The sequence below is a fragment of the Pseudomonas cistanchae genome, from assembly GCF_054483635.1.
Genome location: NZ_JBTLWN010000005.1, coordinates 1 through 16,969, shown reverse-complemented (window position 1 = coordinate 16,969; position 16,969 = coordinate 1). Strand labels below are relative to the sequence as shown.

Annotated in this window: 14 protein-coding genes; 5 read left to right on the top strand and 9 right to left on the bottom strand. The window is 61.5% G+C overall.

Annotated elements, in window-relative coordinates:
- Positions 1 to 82 precede the first annotated feature (82 nt).
- Complete coding sequence (locus ACX0MV_RS14430) at positions 83 to 1,105, top strand: quinone-dependent dihydroorotate dehydrogenase (RefSeq protein ID WP_458983222.1); 1,023 nt, start codon at positions 83 to 85, stop codon at positions 1,103 to 1,105.
- A gap of 134 nt (positions 1,106 to 1,239) precedes the next feature.
- On the opposite strand, the gene rmf is transcribed toward ACX0MV_RS14430, so the two are convergent.
- Positions 1,240 to 1,455: a ribosome modulation factor gene (rmf, locus tag ACX0MV_RS14425; RefSeq protein ID WP_458983221.1), complete on the bottom strand. Its 216-nt coding sequence runs from the start codon at positions 1,453 to 1,455 to the stop codon at positions 1,240 to 1,242.
- A 417-nt stretch (positions 1,456 to 1,872) separates the two neighbouring features.
- Here rmf and rlmKL point away from each other — a divergent pair, with 417 nt between their 5' ends.
- On the top strand, positions 1,873 to 4,140 hold the full coding sequence (gene rlmKL / locus ACX0MV_RS14420; RefSeq protein ID WP_458983220.1) for a bifunctional 23S rRNA (guanine(2069)-N(7))-methyltransferase RlmK/23S rRNA (guanine(2445)-N(2))-methyltransferase RlmL: 2,268 nt from the start codon (positions 1,873 to 1,875) through the stop codon (positions 4,138 to 4,140).
- 48 nt (positions 4,141 to 4,188) lie between these two features.
- On the opposite strand, the gene dacB is transcribed toward rlmKL, so the two are convergent.
- Positions 4,189 to 5,631, bottom strand: coding sequence for a D-alanyl-D-alanine carboxypeptidase/D-alanyl-D-alanine endopeptidase (gene dacB / locus ACX0MV_RS14415; protein WP_458983219.1), 1,443 nt, complete (start codon positions 5,629 to 5,631; stop codon positions 4,189 to 4,191).
- A 227-nt stretch (positions 5,632 to 5,858) separates the two neighbouring features.
- On the opposite strand from dacB, the gene ACX0MV_RS14410 reads away from it, so the two are divergent.
- Positions 5,859 to 6,200, top strand: coding sequence for a YggL family protein (locus ACX0MV_RS14410; protein WP_458983218.1), 342 nt, complete (start codon positions 5,859 to 5,861; stop codon positions 6,198 to 6,200).
- A gap of 56 nt (positions 6,201 to 6,256) precedes the next feature.
- Here ACX0MV_RS14410 and ACX0MV_RS14405 read toward each other — a convergent pair whose 3' ends face one another.
- From ACX0MV_RS14405 to ACX0MV_RS14395, 3 genes are all read right to left on the bottom strand, one after another.
- Entirely contained in the window at positions 6,257 to 9,208 is a 2,952-nt protein-coding gene (locus ACX0MV_RS14405; protein ID WP_458983217.1) for an HD domain-containing phosphohydrolase, read from the bottom strand.
- A 129-nt stretch (positions 9,209 to 9,337) separates the two neighbouring features.
- Positions 9,338 to 10,393, bottom strand: a complete 1,056-nt coding sequence (locus tag ACX0MV_RS14400; protein WP_458983216.1) for an FUSC family protein — start codon at positions 10,391 to 10,393, stop codon at positions 9,338 to 9,340.
- A 2-nt stretch (positions 10,394 to 10,395) separates the two neighbouring features.
- Positions 10,396 to 11,727, bottom strand: coding sequence for a deoxyguanosinetriphosphate triphosphohydrolase (locus tag ACX0MV_RS14395; protein ID WP_458983215.1), 1,332 nt, complete (start codon positions 11,725 to 11,727; stop codon positions 10,396 to 10,398).
- A 139-nt stretch (positions 11,728 to 11,866) separates the two neighbouring features.
- Between ACX0MV_RS14395 and ACX0MV_RS14390 the strand changes: the two genes are divergently transcribed.
- Complete coding sequence (locus ACX0MV_RS14390) at positions 11,867 to 12,976, top strand: GGDEF domain-containing protein (protein WP_458983214.1); 1,110 nt, start codon at positions 11,867 to 11,869, stop codon at positions 12,974 to 12,976.
- Here the strand turns inward: ACX0MV_RS14390 and ACX0MV_RS14385 are convergent.
- From ACX0MV_RS14385 to ACX0MV_RS14375, 3 genes are read right to left on the bottom strand one after another with little or no spacing between them, the layout of a single operon-like run.
- A complete protein-coding gene (locus ACX0MV_RS14385; RefSeq protein WP_458983213.1) occupies positions 12,973 to 13,326 on the bottom strand; it encodes a hypothetical protein in 354 nt (117 codons plus the stop codon). The genes ACX0MV_RS14390 and ACX0MV_RS14385 overlap by 4 nt on opposite strands.
- Complete coding sequence (locus tag ACX0MV_RS14380) at positions 13,323 to 13,709, bottom strand: phage holin family protein (RefSeq protein WP_458983212.1); 387 nt, start codon at positions 13,707 to 13,709, stop codon at positions 13,323 to 13,325. The genes ACX0MV_RS14385 and ACX0MV_RS14380 overlap by 4 nt, the downstream gene beginning before the upstream one ends.
- Before the next feature lie 9 nt (positions 13,710 to 13,718).
- Positions 13,719 to 14,036: an ElaB/YgaM/YqjD family protein gene (locus ACX0MV_RS14375; protein WP_458983211.1), complete on the bottom strand. Its 318-nt coding sequence runs from the start codon at positions 14,034 to 14,036 to the stop codon at positions 13,719 to 13,721.
- A 479-nt stretch (positions 14,037 to 14,515) separates the two neighbouring features.
- Between ACX0MV_RS14375 and ACX0MV_RS14370 the strand changes: the two genes are divergently transcribed.
- Entirely contained in the window at positions 14,516 to 15,724 is a 1,209-nt protein-coding gene (locus ACX0MV_RS14370) for an ammonium transporter (protein ID WP_458983556.1), read from the top strand.
- A gap of 63 nt (positions 15,725 to 15,787) precedes the next feature.
- Here the strand turns inward: ACX0MV_RS14370 and ACX0MV_RS14365 are convergent.
- A partial coding sequence (locus tag ACX0MV_RS14365; RefSeq protein WP_458983210.1) for an OprD family porin occupies positions 15,788 to 16,969 on the bottom strand: 1,182 nt, incomplete at its 5' end.

Here is a 16,969-nt window from a genome sequence, read left to right as displayed (position 1 = left end):
GACCACGCGCCTCGCCTGCAAGGCTGCTGCGCCTGTATAATCGCCGGCCTTCCGCCTTCGACTACTCGAGCTAAGCCTGCCCATGTACAACCTGGCCCGCGAGCTGCTTTTCAAACTTTCCCCGGAAACCTCCCACGAGCTGTCGATCGACTTGATCGGTGCCGGCGGCCGACTGGGCTTGAATGCGCTGCTGAACAAGGCGCCTGCCAGTTTGCCGGTCAAGGTCATGGGACTGGAGTTCGCCAACCCGGTAGGCCTGGCCGCAGGGTTGGACAAGAATGGCGACGCTATCGACGGGTTTGCCCAGCTGGGCTTCGGTTTCATTGAAATTGGCACCGTGACGCCGCGGCCTCAGCCGGGCAATTCCAAGCCCCGGTTGTTCCGTCTGCCCGAAGCGGAGGCGATCATCAACCGCATGGGCTTCAACAATCACGGTGTCGATCATCTGCTCTCACGGGTACAGGCAGCCAAGTACAACGGCGTGCTGGGCATTAATATCGGCAAGAACTTCGATACGCCGGTCGAGCAAGCCGTGGATGACTACCTGCTGTGTCTGGACAAGGTCTATCAGCACGCCAGCTATGTGACCGTCAACGTCAGCTCGCCCAACACGCCGGGGCTGCGCAGCTTGCAGTTCGGTGACTCACTCAAGCAACTGCTCGAAGCCTTGCGTCTGCGTCAGGAGGATTTGACCCAGCGGCACGGCAAGCGGGTGCCCCTGGCAATCAAGATTGCCCCTGACATGAGTGATGAGGAAACCCTGGAGGTGGCCAATGCGTTGGTGCAGGCAGGTATGGACGCGGTGATCGCCACCAACACCACCCTGGGCCGCGACGGCGTTAAGGGCCTTGAATGTGCCGACGAGGCCGGTGGTTTGTCCGGTGCCCCGGTGCGCGACAAGAGCACTCATATCGTCAAGGTGCTGGCTGGCGAACTGGCCGGGCGCTTGCCGATCATCGCCGCGGGCGGGATTACCGAAGGCAAGCATGCGGCTGAGAAAATCGCCGCTGGTGCCAGCCTGGTGCAGATCTACTCCGGGTTTATCTACAAAGGGCCGGCGCTGATTCGCGAGGCAGTGGATGCAATTGCCGGTTTACCTCGCTGAATTGCGCCGCTTGCCAACTCAACTGGGGTTTGATCGCCTACTGTGCGGGCAATAAAAAGGGCTCCATAAGGAGCCCCTGGGCTTGCGCCCGCCGCTCGAATGGAGCGGTCTCGATTGAGTCGTTGAGTTGCGAATTAGCTGACTGCGTGAAGTTCGTTAAGTCGATGGATACCAGCGGTGCCGGTCAGTCCGTCCCAGTTGTCGCCGCGGCCTTCGCGCCAGCCGTTTAGCCAGGCATGCCGTACAGACGGAAGAGTAAATGGACAAAGCTCGCGGGATTTTCCATGGATGCCGTATTGATAACCGCGCAAAAAAGCTCTTTCTAACGGATCACGCTTAAGTCTTCTCATAGGGTGTTGCCCTCAATGTGGACTGTTGATTCCCTTAGACCTTTAGCAAGGTCAGGCAGAAATTCTGCCGTTGGAGTCCGCTGCCGGCGTCGCGAGCCTCCAGTGCCGTCACCGTTGCGGTGACGGCCTGAGTTGATTTCTAACGAATGCTCGGGTCGCTGTGAATGATCGTTTTGTAATAAGGACGTAATGCTTTTGCCGGTAGGACCATAAGGCCATGCCCTACGCCTCTGCTGATTCGGGCCAAGCTAGATGAGCCGGGGCCTGCAGCGCATGCTGGTAATTCGCCATCGCGAATCGCTCGCAGTTGCGAGTGTTATTTATTCAGACGAAATGTCGCAATGTGCGCCTTTGTCACCTATTTTTGCCCGTGCTCGATCAGCAGCACGCTTTTTTGCCCATAGGCACTGGATCACCATGTCGGATCATTACGAACTCTTTCTCACCTGCCCCAAGGGGCTCGAAGGCCTGTTGCTTGAAGAAGCGGGCACGCTGGGGCTGCAAGAGGCGCGCGAACACACCTCGGCCATCCGCGGTTTTGCGACCCTGGAAATTGCCTATCGCCTGTGCCTATGGTCGCGGCTGGCCAACCGCGTGCTGCTGGTACTCAAGCGTTTCCCGATAAAGGACGCCGAAACTCTTTACGAAGGCGTGTTGGAAGTCGACTGGTTCGAACACCTGGAGCCTCACGGCAGTCTGGCGGTGGAGTTCAGCGGTAATGGTTCGGGCATCGACAACACCCATTTCGGCGCCCTCAAGGTCAAAGATGCAATTGTCGACAAGCTTCGCCAGGCCGATGGCACCCGGCCCTCGGTCGACAAGCTCAATCCGGACATGCGCGTGCACCTGCGTCTGGATCGCGGCGAGGCGATTCTGTCGCTTGATCTATCCGGCCACAGCCTGCATCAGCGCGGCTATCGCTTGCAGCAAGGCGCTGCGCCGCTGAAGGAGAACCTTGCCGCCGCGGTATTGATCCGCGCGGGCTGGCCACGTATTGCGGCCGAAGGCGGCGCACTGGCTGACCCGATGTGCGGTGTCGGCACCTTCCTGGTCGAGGCCGCGATGATCGCCGCCGACATCGCCCCCAACCTGACCCGCGAGCAGTGGGGCTTCAGCAAGTGGCTGGGGCATGTGCCGGCGCTGTGGAAAAAACTCCAGGCCGAAGCCGAGCAGCGTGCGGCCGAGGGCATGGCGAAGCCGCCGCTGTGGATTCGCGGTTACGAGGCCGATCCGCGGCTGATTCAACCCGCGCGCAATAACATCGAGCGTGCTGGCCTAAGCCATTGGATCAAGGTCTATCAGGGCGAAGTGGCGACCTTTGAGCCGCGCCCGGATCAGAATCAGAAAGGTCTGGTGATCTGCAATCCGCCGTACGGCGAGCGTCTGGGTGATGAAGCCAGCTTGCTCTACCTCTATCAGAACCTCGGCGAGCGTCTACGTCAGGCCTGCATGGGCTGGGAAGCGGCGGTGTTTACCGGCGCGCCGGACCTGGGCAAGCGCATGGGCATTCGCAGCCACAAGCAGTACGCCTTCTGGAACGGCGCTCTGCCGTGCAAGTTGCTGCTGATCAAGGTGCAGCCCGAGCAATTCGTCACCGGCGAGCGCCGCACCCCCGAGCAGCGTGAACGCGAGCGCGAACAGGCCCAAGCCGACAAGGCGCCGTTGGAGCCCCTGGAGCGCCAGTACAACAAGAACGGCAACCCGATCAAACCCGTCCCCGAACCTGTGGTCGAGCAAGCGCGCTTGAGCGAAGGCGGGCAGATGTTTGCCAATCGCTTGCAGAAGAACCTCAAGCTGCTGAGCAAGTGGGCGCGCCGCGAGGACATCCAGTGCTACCGCCTGTATGACGCTGATATGCCGGAATACTCCATGGCAGTCGATTTGTATGGCGATTGGGTGCATGTGCAGGAATATGCCGCGCCCAAGTCAATTGATCCTGAAAAAGCCAAGGCCCGCATGTTTGACGCCATCGCAGCGCTTCCGCAAACCCTGGGCGTCGACAAGAGCAAAGTGGTGATCAAGCGCCGTGAGCGCCAGAGCGGCGCCAAGCAGTACCAGCGGCAGAGTGCCCAGGGCCAGTTCATGGAAGTCAGCGAGGGCGGGGTGAAGTTGCTGGTCAACCTCACCGACTACCTGGATACCGGGCTGTTTCTCGATCACCGTCCGCTGCGCCTGCGCATTCAAAAGGAGGCCGCCGGCAAGCGCTTCCTCAACCTGTTCTGCTACACCGCCACGGCGACCGTGCATGCGGCCAAGGGCGGTGCGCGGACCACCACCAGTGTCGATCTGTCGAAAACCTACCTGGACTGGGCGCGGCGCAATCTGTCGCTCAACGGTTATTCAGACAAGAATCGGCTGGAGCAGGGCGACGTGATGGCCTGGCTGGCAGAGGATCGTGGTGAGTACGAATTGATCTTCATCGACCCGCCGACCTTCTCCAACTCCAAGCGCATGGAAGGCATCTTTGATATCCAGCGTGACCACGTGCAGATGCTCGACCTGGCCATGGCCCGTTTGGCGCCGGGCGGCGTGCTGTATTTCTCCAACAACTTCCGCAAGTTCCAGCTCGATGAGGGGCTGGCCACTCGCTACGTGGTCGAGGACATCAGCGCATCGACCATTGATCAGGACTTCATCCGCAACCCGAAAATCCACCGGGCCTGGCGCATCAGCGCGCAGCACTAAACCGTAGCAGCGGCGTCATCCGCGCAAACCGCGAATGACGCCTGGTGGCTATTTAACTTTGGGCTGGCGATACAGGTCGACCAGCACCTGGTCGAGAATCGAGGACGCGCCCCATGGCCGGGGGTCGTTGAGAATGGCCACCACCGCCCAGCTGTTGCCGTTGCTGTCGCGGCTGTAACCGGCAATCGCGCGTACGTTGTTCAGTGTGCCGGTCTTGATCCGCGCCTCACCGAGCAGCGGTGTGTTGCGCAGGCGTTTGCGCATTGTCCCGTCCATGCCTACCAGCGGCAGCGAACTCATGAATTCGGCAGCGTAGGGGCTTTTCCAGGCGGCCTGCAGCATTTTCGCCAGCTCGTTGGCGCTGACTCGCTCGGCCCGCGACAGGCCAGAGCCGTTCTCCATGACCAAGTGCGGCGCGATGATGTTTTTGCGCGCCAGCCAACTGCGGATCACCCGCTGCGCCGCGATCGCGTCGTCCGCATCGGTCTCGTTGCGGAACTGCGCGCCGATGCTGAGGAACAACTGACGAGCCATGGTGTTGTTGCTGTACTTGTTGATGTCGCGAATGATCTCGCTCAGGTCCGGCGAAAAAGTGCGTGCGAGCAGTCGTGCGTCCTTCGGCACTTCGGCCAGGCGGTCGGCGCCGATGATGCTACCACCCAGTTCCTGCCAGATGGCGCGGATGGCGCCGGCGGCGTAGCTGGGATGGTCGAGCAGCGACAGGTACGTCTGCGAGCTGCAGCCTTCGGCCAGCTTGCCGGTGACGATGACCGTGGTGCCGTCGAATTCAGTGACCGGGTTGTAGCGCACATCCGGCCAGCCCGGGCACTTGGCGGCGGGCAGGGCTTTGACGCGATTATCGATACGGATATCGGCGATCGGCGGCTCGATCGCGACCTGGACCTTGCCGCCCTCGGTGCGGGCGATGAAACGCAGCGCCTTGAGGTTGACCAGCAGCGAGTCCGGCTTGACCAGAAACGGCTTGTTGGCGTCGCCGCCGTCGTCGTTGAATGTCGGTAGCGCCGGCTGATTGAAATGGCTGCGATCAAGCACCAGGTCGCCGCTGACCTGACGCACGCCATTGGCACGCAGGTCGCGCAGCAGCAGCCAGAGTTTCTCCATGTTCAACTTTGGGTCGCCGCCACCCTTGAGGAACAGGTTGCCGTTCAATACCCCATCCTTGAGCGGACCGTCGGCATAGAACTCGGTTTTCCACTGGTGCGTCGGGCCCAATAGTTCCAGCGCGGCGTAGGTGGTGACCAGCTTCATCGTCGAGGCCGGATTGACTGACACATCGGCATTGAACACCGTCCCGTTGCCCCGCGCGTTGAGCGGCAGAGTAACCACGGAAATGGATTGCGGGCTGATCTTGTTGGCTTTCAGCGCCTGCTGCACCTTGGTCGGTAAGGTGGTGCTGACGGCAGCGTGGAGAGGCAGTGCGGAAGGAATCAATAACGTGGCGATCGCAAGATGACGCAGGGTTTTTAACATTGGACGGACAACCTTGAGGCGGGCGCTTTGAGCGTGGATAGATTTATGAGCGCTGGGGCGTTTGAAAGTTGCCCGCATTATGCCCCAAGCCCGCGCTGCCAGGACCGTTTCGGATAAGCCGGCACGGGCTTTTTTCGGCCGCAGAGGCGGAGTAGCCGCGCGCAGCCAAGCAAATCCGGCGCCAAGCTGCTAGAGTGCCGCGCGTTATCACTCTTGAGGATTGTTCCATGGCTACTAACCGTTCCCGCCGTCTGCGTAAAAAACTTTGCGTGGATGAATTCCAAGAGCTGGGTTTTGAGCTGAATCTGAATCTGAAGGAAGACCTGAGCGAAAAGGCGGTCGACGCCTTCCTCGAGGCATTCCTGCGCGACGCCATGACCGCCAACGGTCTGGGCTATGTAGGTGGCGACGACTTCGGTCTGGTCTGCCTGAGCAAGCGCGGCTCCGTGAGCGAAGAGCAGCGCAGCCTGGTTGAAGCCTGGCTGAAAGGCCGCAGCGAGGTGGTCGATTTCACCGCCAGCCCGCTGATGGACGTCTGGTACCCGGAAAACGCAATCAACCCGGCCTGACGTTACGCTGGCCGGTCTGCATCGCGCAGCCGGCCGCTGTTTTCCCGCCCGAACCTTTACAACGCCAACCCCGCCTTCACCATCACTGCTGCCTCATCGACCGCGTCGATCTGCCCAGGCTGTAGGAATTTCTCCGCATAAACTTGATAGATCTTCTCACGCACAAAGAGCGCGAACAGCTCTTGGTCGATATGTGCGTGCTTGCACATGCCCGCCATGATCTCCAGCGACTCGGACAGCAACTTGCCTTTCTTGTAGGGCCGGTCCACCGCCGTCAGTGCCTCGAAGATGTCGGCAATCGCCATCATCCGCGCCGGTAGGCTCATCTGCTCGCGCAGCAGGCGTTTGGGGTAGCCGCTGCCATCCATCTTTTCGTGATGACCGCCCGCGATTTCGGGCACCTGTTGCAGATGCGCGGGGAAGGGCAGTTTGTCGAGCATCAGGATGGTTTGCACGATGTGGTCGTTGATGATGTAGCGCTCCTCGCTCGTCAAGGTGCCGCGCTTGATGCCGAGGTTGTACAACTCGCCGCGGTTGAATTTGTGGGCGGGCGCTTCGAGTTTGATTCCCCAGGGATTGTCCTGGGCAATGACATCAGACGCTGCCCGCTCGATAAGGTGTTCGGGGCGGTCCGCAAGCAGCGGTTCCTGCACCGGCAGAACCGTGGGCGGGTGACGCGCCTGGCGTCTGGACTCCTCCCAGGAAACCCCGAGCCGGTCATCCAGGGTGCGGGTCCAGGTGCGCTGCGCGATCCGCTGCAGGCGCTCCAGATCAGGCTCCGCCATGGCCTCGCTGCCCAGGTTGCAGTGGGCGATGAAGGCGAAGTCGTCATCCAGGGCGGCGAGCGCCTGCTCACGTTGCACCGCCAGGCTCTGTGCGTCGCCGCCTTCGGCGCAGCCCTGCCAGTAGCTCACCCAGCAATCGCGCTTGAGCACTTCGAAGCGGGTGCGGACTTCGTGGATGCGGTCGTACAGCGTTTCAAGCTTGGTGGCTTTATCCACCACGTATTCGGGCGTGGTGATTTTGCCGCAATCGTGCAGCCAGGCGGCGATGTGCATGGCTTCCCAGTCGTCTTCGCTGGGCTGGAATGCGCTGAACGCCGGCGCATTGCTCGCCGCTGCTGCCTTGGCGAGCATCAGGGTCAGTTCTGGTACGCGTTGGCAATGGCCGCCGGTATAGGGACTTTTCGCATCGATGGCGCCGGCGAGCAACTGGATGAATGCGTTCAGCAGGTGCTTTTGTCGTTCAAGCAGACGCTGACTTTCGATGCACAGTGCGGCGACGCCGGAGACCGCTTCGATAAAGGCCACCCGCTCCGGGCGTTGCATAAGGCGATCGGACTCGTCGCCGTGGTCGCAATGCAGTAATACCAGCACACCCAGCGTTGCGCCCTGGCGATTGTGCAGTCCGGTTGCCACCAGGTGCACGCGCGGGCTGTCGAGCGTTCGCAGCAGGCTTTTGTAGTCGCCCGCCTGATCGAAGCCGATGGACGCCACGGCACTCGGGCCGCCCTCTGCGGGTTGATGCAGCCAGGGTGGCAGTTGTTCGCTGCCACGGGCATAGCCGGGAATCGCATGACGCTCCAGGTTGTGCTGCTCACCGCCGATAAACAGCGCATGGGGCTCGAGGCGGTCATTGTCGATCAGGTAGAGCAGGCCGCCGTGGGCGTCGCCGATCTCGATGGTTTCTTCCAGCACGCGCTTGAGCAGGGTGTCGAAACGGGTTTCGCCGGACAGGCTGGCGGCGATTTCCAGAAAACTGGAGATGGTCTCCTTCATTCGCGCCATGGATACGGCCAACTGGTCGACCTCCAGCACGGGCGAGCGACCGCTGGCTGGGTAGGCGAAGTCGAAGCGGCGAATCGCTTCGGCTTCCAGCACCAATGCCCGCAGCGGTTTGACGATGATGCGCGAGGTCGCCCAGCCAACCGGTATGCATAGCAGCAGGGTCGTCAGCGTCAGCAGCGCGCCTTGCCAGCGTATTTGATACGCCTTGGCGAGCAACTCGTCTTCCGGCACCAGTAGCGCCAGATCGAGGCCCTGGGGTCCGCCTTCGGGCAGGTGACGGTGCGAAACGACCCAGCGCCGGCCGTTGAGCTGCATCACGCTGGCCGTCTTGTAGTCGGAGCCCTCGGCCAGCAGCGCCGAAAGCGTTGGACTGAGGTCGCGGGCCTTGATCAAGCGATCCGGGGCCGCGGGACTGATCAGACGGTCGTTGTCGGGATAGGCGACAGCATTGCCCTGGGGGTCGATCAGCACTACTTCGCTGCTGGGGGAAATCTGATGTTCCGCCAGTGTGGCCGACAGGTCGCCCAGGGTCAGGTCGGCCGCCAGCACATGGGTCAGTCCGGCGCGGCGGGCCAGGGTGGTGCCGACTTCGGCGCTGGAGAAAAATACGTAGGGCGCCGTGGTGATCTGGCCGCCGTCGCTGCGCGCGCTCTGGTACCAGTTGCGGCTGCGCGGGTCGTAGTCTTCATTGAGCCGCTGGCGCCTGCTGATCAGGTTCAGCGAGCCATCGTAAAACAGGTAATCCGCAGCGACCCTGGTGTCGCTGCGGTCGATCGACCAGACGTGGAACACCGCGTTGGCGGGCGCATCGAAACGCTGCTTGAGGGCATCGCTGCGCAGCGGCCTGACCATGAAAAAATCGCCATCGGCGTAGCCCAGGTACAGCGAGGCCAGCTTGGGGTTGTCGCGCAGCGCCTGGGCGAAGGGCTTGAGCAACTGCACGCGGGTTTCCAGATCGCTCGCCTGGGTGGCCTCGTTCAGGGCGATCAGGCTGAGCAAATGGCGAATCGGCTGATAGGTGTAATCGAGGTCCTGTTGAACATCCAGCTGAATCCGCGCGAACAGCTGCGCGCTGCTGGCAAAGATGATCTCGCTGGTTTGCCGGTAGTTGAACAGCCCCAGTACCACACCTGTAAGCAGCAACAGCAAGGTGAACAGCACGCTGATATGCACATGCAAGGGGAAGCGGCGTTGCAGGGGAAGGCGACGGGGCGAGGGCATAGCGCGGTTACTCCTTGAATTGCGCTGCGAACCCGAAAAGCATAGTGAACGGTGGGGGATTTGCCGACGGATGAAGTCCCGCCGCGCGAATTACCGAAGCAGCCGTGTTTAACGGCTGCTTGCCAGGCTTTACCCGGCGCGGTGAACGCTGGCGGAGCGGCGCTCAAGCAACTGGCGAATGCCGTGAACCAGCAGCGCAACCAGCAGGGCGAGTACCACGCCGAACAGTGCATTGAGCAAACGGACCTCGGCTAGGTGCCAATCCTTGGCCAGGCTTTCGGCGAGCAGCACGAAGCACACGGTGGTCTGCATCACGAACAGGCCGTAGTGATTGGCCTGCAAGGCGCGACTGAGGGCGATCAGGGGCAGCAGGGTCGCCACCATCATCCCCGGGCTCTGCAGGCTGTGGCCGAGCAGAATCAGCAAACCTGCGGCGGCGAGACTTGCCAGGCTGGTTTGCAAGGCGCGCACCAGGCTGCCCTGAAATTCCAGGTGCAGGGTGGTAACCAGTGTCAGCGTCAGCCAATAGCCGCGCTCCAGCCCCGCCAGGTTGACCACCAAACCGGCGAGCGCCATCGCCAGCGTGCAACCCAGCGCATGCAGACGCCATTGCCGCCGCGGCATGCGTTTGGCGTGGCGCCTGAGGACCTTGAGAATACTGATGAAGCGCGGCATGTACGGCCACATGCGTAGTCCGTGCATGCCGCGCAGCCCAAATGCCAGCAGCATGACCCAGAGCCCGCCGAGAATGAACAGCATCGCGATGGCATAAGAGTTGTTGAGCGCCCCCAGGCCATACTGGCCCTGACCCAGGCACAGGCAGATGGCGAGCCCCAATCCCAGCTTGCCCGCTTCGCTGCCGAAGCGCTGCAGCCAGGCGAGCAGGAAGCCGAACGCGGCGAACAGCCAGAAGCTGATCAGCGGGTGACTGGCCGACCAGAATCCCAATCCCGCACTGCAGGCACCCAGGCCGCACAGCATGAGCATGCGCAACATGCCGAGGCGGTGCAGCGGGTTGGCCTGTGCCGCCTGGAACGCACCTGCCGATGCCCAGAGAAACCCCGGGTGGGCGCTGAACAGGCCCAGCAGCAGCGGCAAGGCGCAACCAAAACCGGCGACTATCGCCGGCCCCCAGGCGGGCGGCCCTGCATGCCAGCTGAAGGCTTGTTTGAGGATCGCTTTCATCGTCAGACCGGGCTCGAACGGCCGGTCATCTCCCGTGCCATTTCAGTTGCATAGCTGTCGGTCATGCCGGCAATGAAATCGATCATGCGCAGAAACGAGGTGTACAGCGGCCAGCTCGGGTCCGGTGCGTTGTTGCCGAGCAAATCCAGGATGCGCCTGTTCTTGAACGACGGGGTTCGCCCGCCTTGCTGTTCCAATGCCGCACCGCAGAACGCGTTCAAGAGGATTTCCAGGGTGGTGTAGGCACCGATTTCATGCAGGGTTTTGCGTTTGTCCTGAAAGATCTTCTGCCGGGCCATGGCCTTGGCGCTTTGCACGCAGCGTTTCGCCGGGCCGTGCATGTGTTCGACCAGATCGCCCGGCAGCGTGCCGGCCAGCAGGGCGGTCTGCTGTTCGACGAAGGCGTGGGCCGCGGCGTTGGTCAGGTGCTCGATCGCCTTGCCGCGCAGGATCGCCAGCTTGCGCCGCCGCGAGTCCTGCGGACCAAGCTGGCGATAGGTTTCGGGTATGTCGTCGCCGACTAGATCGAGCAACAGTGCCTCCACCTCGCTGTAGTCCAACAGCTCCATTTCCAGACCGTCTTCCAAGTCGATCAGGCCGTAGCAGATGTCGTCCGCCGCCTCCATCAGGTAGACCAACGGATGGCGACCCCAGCGCTGCGCTTCCAGCTGCGGCAAGCCGAGCTTCTGGGCGATCTGTTCCAGCAACGGCAGTTCGCTCTGGTAGCAACCGAACTTGTGCTTCTTGTAGCCGAGTGCTTCGGCGTGGCGGGCCGTCCAGGGGTATTTCAGGTAGGTGCCGAGCGTTGCGTAGGTCAACCGGGTGCCGCCATCGAACTGGTGATATTCCAGCTGGGTGAGCACGCGAAAGCCCTGGGCGTTGCCTTCGAAGCTGAGGAAGTCACCGCGCTCCGCCTCGCTCATGGCGTCGAGCCAACCGCGGCCGGCCGCCTGTTGAAACCAGTGGCGGATCGCGTCTTCGCCGGAATGGCCGAAAGGCGGGTTGCCGATGTCGTGGGCCAGGCAGGCGGACTGCACCACCATGCCCAGGTCGCTCGGTTCACACCAGGCCGGCAAGTCGTCGCGAATCATTTCGCCGACGCGCATGCCGAGCGAGCGACCCACGCAGCTGACTTCCAGCGAGTGGGTAAGGCGGGTATGGATGTGGTCGTTGCTCGACACCGGGTGCACCTGGGTCTTGCGGCCCAGCCGGCGAAAAGCGCCGGAGAAGATGATCCGGTCGTGATCCTTGTGAAAGGGGCTGCGGCCAAGTTCATCGGCACTGTGGGTCGGTTTGCCAAGCCGTTCGCGGGTGAGTAGGGTCTGCCAATCCAAAGCTGTTCCTCGCCATTCAGTGGCCGTTGCGCTTAGCTTCCGGGTTCGCGCCATTGCCTGCAAGCGGCCGTTGCGATGAGGGGGCGGTGGCGAGAACCAGGCCCGGTGCTAAGGTCAGGCTAATTACAATAAGAACAAGGTGAGTCTAGTGGTACTGACCGGCATGCCCAAAGACGACCAGCAGCAGCTGCGTATCCGTCGATTTCTGATGAGTGTGGCGATGTATGTGCTCGCCAGCGTGCCCCAGATCATTTCCTATTACGGCGGCATTTTTCCCGGCTGGGTGCTGGTCAGCTGGGCGTGCGCCGCTGCGCTGATCCAGTTTGGCTTTTACCTGGCGTTTCGGTTCAACCTCAATTTGCGCTTCAAGGACCCCAGCCTGACGATCGCCCAGATGCTGGTGGCGATCGTCATGGTGTTGTTGACGCAGATCTATGCGGGCCAGGCGCGTGGGGCTTATCTGGTGGTACTGGTCATCATCATGGTTTTCGGCAGTTTCAAGCTGCATACGCGGCAGCTGCTCCTTATCAGCGTGTTGGCGGTGCTGACGTACGGTCTGACGCTGCCACTGGTGCGCATCGTCGAAGGCGACCGCTTCAACCTGGCAGTGGAGGCGACGCTCTGGTGCAGCTTTTCGGCCTTCCTGCCCTTCGTGTCGGTGCTTGGCGGCAGCATCAGTGCATTGCGCAAGCGCCTGGTAATGAGCAACACGAAATTGCAGGTCGCCCTGCAACAGGTCACCGAACTTGCCACCCACGACGAGCTGACCGGCGCGTACAACCGGCGCTACCTTCTGGAAATGCTCAAGCACGAGAAGAATCGGGCTGACCGCGGTGGTGGAAGTTTCTGCATCTGCCTGTTCGATCTCGATCACTTCAAGAATGTTAACGACACCCTTGGCCATCAGGCGGGAGACCAGGTGTTGAAAGTGTTCGCCAGTACCATCGAGTCGGTACTGCGCAGTACTGATCTGTTCGCGCGCTTCGGCGGCGAAGAGTTTTTGCTGTTTCTGCCGCACACCACGCTGGAAATGGCCAGGCGCTGCGTTCAGCGGATTCAGGCGGCGATCTCGACCGCGACCTATGCGGGTTTGCCCGCTGACTTGCGGATTACTGCCTCCATTGGCCTGGCGCATTACGACCTGCAGGAAGAAATTCCTGCGTTGATCGAGCGAGTCGATAAGGCCCTTTACCAGGCCAAGCGCAGCGGCCGCAACCGCATGGAAGTCGCGCCGCTCAACCGCGTTTAGCCGTTATCACCAGTCATGGGATCAGGCGCAGCGGTCGCTGGCGGGCTGGAGCGTCTGGGTTGATTGCGTCTAAGCAGCGGAAAGGCGATCAAGGCAACCCGCACCCAGCTGCGCCACTTGCCCTGCTTGATTCCCCAGGCCGCGAGCGCTAACGCGCCGCCAGCAACCCAGAATGGCGCAGTACTGTTGCCAAGCTCCTCACGCCAGCGATGACTGAACTGTTGCGCCTGTCGCAACGGCTGCAGCATCACCAATGCTTCGTGGCGGAGTTCCTGGCGACTGAGTTCCAGGCGCATGCGCAGCAGTGCCTTGCGCATGTCGCGCCGGCTGGCGTTATCAGGCAGGTTCATGGCAGCAGTTGCTCACGGTCACGGGCCAGTTCTTCAAGGCTGGCACTGAAGGGCGGGGTTGCGTTGCGCAGCTGCGACAGCAGTGCCATCAGGCAGCACAGCAGTCCGAGGCCATAGACCAGGCACAGGCCGCCAATTGCCGCCAGCCGGTAGCTGTCCCAAAGACTGATCAATAACGCTGCGGACAATCCGATGATCAGCAGCAAGGCGAAAAACAGACTGAGGCTGGCAAGCGCAAGCAGCCGCAGGGTAGCGCCCTGCTGTTCCTTTAGCTCCTCGCCAAGCAAGGCGATATGGCCGTGGGCGAGGCCTAGCAGGGCAGCTGCAAAACGCCGCGGCGAGGGGCCGCGGCCGATGCTGGAGTCAGGTGTCGCGTCGTCCATGTCGTTCTCTTAACGTCGCGTGATCAGCATGCCAAGTAACAGGCCGATGGCTGCCGCTATGCCGAGGGAATGCCAAGGATGGGTCTGCACATAGTCGGTGGTGGCGTTGACCGCCGCCTGACCGCGTTCGCGCAGGTTGTTCTCGGCATTGTGCAGGGTGCCGCGAGCACGACCCAGGCTGCCGCGAATCTGTTCGCGCAGTTCTTCCGCATGTTCGCCTACGAGGGTGGTCGAGGTTTGCAGGAGCTTTTCGGTGTCACTCACCAGCGCCTGAAATTCCTGAATCAGTTGTTCCTGGCTGGACGGGGTGGCTTTGCTACGGGACATAAGGTTTCTCTCCATGAGTCGGTGTGAGTCTACCGGGCTTAGCGCGATGCCGTTGCAGTTAATCCTAGGCAGCGCGGTACCCGGTGAACGGGGAGGCTACATGTGGCGCGGGAAGCGACGGCTTCAGCCCTTCGGCATATTGATGAACCGACACCTGTTCGAGTGCCATCACTGGCACGCGGTTCCGCTTGATTTGATATCACGTGATGGCACGCTGCTGGTATAGCGCTTGCATTAACCTGGTGCGTACACATCTAGCGTCGCCCTGTAATAGAGCCTTTAAAGCGCCCCGCCCGTTGAGGTGGTGCATCCATAACTCACTGATCAACAAGAGATAAGTATTTCAGATCCGCAGTGCGGGTGAGCCGTTTTGGGGCGGGCGCGGCGGGGTGATCCTCGTGCTTGTGCTGCCTTATGGTGCGCTTACCGTTAGCGCTGTTCTTCTTTGGTGCTTATTCCGCTTACGGAGCCTCATGCTGATGGAAAACATCAACAGTGCCGTGGAGACCCTGATTCATGGGTCCAACACCCTTTTTATCCTGATGGGCGCCGTCATGGTGCTGGCGATGCACGCAGGGTTTGCCTTCCTCGAGGTAGGCACCGTGCGGCAAAAGAATCAGGTCAACGCCCTGTCGAAGATCATCTCGGACTTTGCCGTGTCGGCGTTGGCCTACTTCTTCGTCGGCTACTGGATCGCCTACGGCGTCACCTTCCTTGCGCCTGCCAGCGTGCTGACTGAGGGTAATGGCTATGCGCTGGTGAAGTTCTTCTTTCTGCTGACGTTCGCGGCTGCCATACCGGCAATCATCTCCGGCGGTATCGCCGAGCGCGCCAGGTTCGGCCCGCAGTTATGCGCCACCGTGTTGATCGTCGCGTTCATCTACCCATTTTTCGAAGGCATGATCTGGAACGGCAATTACGGCGTGCAAAGCTGGCTGGAGGCGCAGTTCGGCGCGACTTTCCATGACTTCGCCGGCTCGGTGGTAGTGCATGCCATGGGCGGCTGGCTGGCCTTTGGCGCGGTGATTCTGCTAGGCCGTCGCGATGGCCGTTACCGTGAGGGACGTCTAGTCGCGTTCGCGCCGTCGAATATTCCGTTCCTTGCCCTTGGCTCCTGGATTCTGATCATCGGCTGGTTTGGCTTTAACGTAATGAGCGCGCAAACCCTGGGCAGCGTCAGTGGCCTGGTGGCGGTCAATACCCTGATGGCCATGGTCGGCGGCACCGTGGCCGCCCTGGTGGTCGGTCGCAACGACCCAGGTTTCCTGCACAACGGTCCATTGGCTGGCTTGGTAGCGGTATGTGCCGGTTCTGACCTGATGCATCCGGTCGGCGCGCTGGTAACTGGCGCGATCGCCGGTGCGCTGTTTGTCTGGGCATTCACCGCAACCCAGGTGAAGTGGAAAATCGACGACGTGCTCGGAGTCTGGCCGCTGCATGGTATCTGCGGTGTCTGGGGCGGTATCGCCTGTGGCATTTTCGGTCAGCAGGCATTGGGTGGCCTGGGTGGCGTGAGCCTGGCCAGTCAGTTCGTCGGCACCGGCCTGGGTGTGCTGATCGCTTTGATCGGCGGCTTTCTGGTGTACGGCGTGCTGAAGGCGCTGATCGGCATTCGCCTGAGCCAGGAAGAGGAGTACTACGGCGCTGACCTGTCGGTGCACAAGATCGGTGCGGTCAGCCAGGACTAGGCACCGCGCAAGCAATAAAAAGCCCGGCGCAGTGCCGGGCTTTTTTTCATCACCGCCAGCCTGTCACAGCAGCGGCAGGGTGTAGCTGACGATCAGACGGTTCTCGTCGATATCGCGACCGAAGTTGTTGCGCATGGTCGCGTTACGCCATTTCAGGCCGAGGTTCTTGAAGGTGCCTTCCTGAACCACATAGGCGATGTCCATGTTGCGTTCCCATTCCTTGCCATCCGCCAGCGCGCCGCGGTCGATGTTGTCGCCCGTCAGGTAGCGGGTCATGAAGGTCAGGCCGGGAATGCCGATGGAGGCGAAGTTGAAGTCGTAACGCGCCTGCCAGGAAGTTTCGTCCTTGGCCGCGAAGTTGCCGATCTGCACGTAGTTGACCAGGAACGGGTCAGTACCGCCGACGTAGGCGAAGCCGGTGTCGCCGCTCATCTTCTGGTAGCCGAGGCCGAGGCTGTGGCCGCTCAGCGCGTAGGTAACCATCGCACCGAAGGCCTTGTTGTCGACATTGCTCACCCCGTCATCGGTGGAGCGGGCGTAGCGCAGGTCGGTTTTCAGCGACTGCTTGTCGCCCAGTGGCAGCACGTGCACCAGGTTGAAGGAATGCTGCTTATACATGTCCTCCAGGTTGCTGTAGTAGTAACCGCCGGTGAGGCTGTCGGTGAGCTTGTAGTTGCCGCCGGCGAAGATGAACTCGTTCGACTGGTTGGGATTGCCGCCGAAGGTAATTCCGCTCAGGGTGAACTGATTCAGCGTCATGTCTTCGTAATCGGCGGAGTTGCGGTTGTTGACCTCGTCGAGGTAACCGGCGTCGAGGGTCAGCCCGGCGATGTCCTTGGAGACGATGTTGCCGCCGCGGAACACCTGCGGCAGCAGGCGGCTGTCGCTGGAACCGATGGCCTGGTTCTTCAGCTGCAGCGAGCCGACTTTGAGCACGCTTTCGGAGATCTTCGCCTTGGCCGTCAGGCCCAGGCCGCCGTAGTAGTCCTGCGAACCGCCGGAGCGATCCGGGTTGAGCAGGCCGCTGCCGGAGGTGCCGTCACCGGAGTCCAGCTTGAAGCCCAGGGTGCCCAGGGCATCGACGCCAAAACCGACGGTGCCTTCGGTGTAGCCGGATTCCAGACGCAGCAGAAAGCCCTGCGCCCATTCTTCCTGCTTGGACTGGCCGGCGTCTTCGCGGAAATCACGGTTGAAATAGAAATTGCGCGCTTCGATGCTCGCTTTGCTGTCCTCAAGGAACGCGGC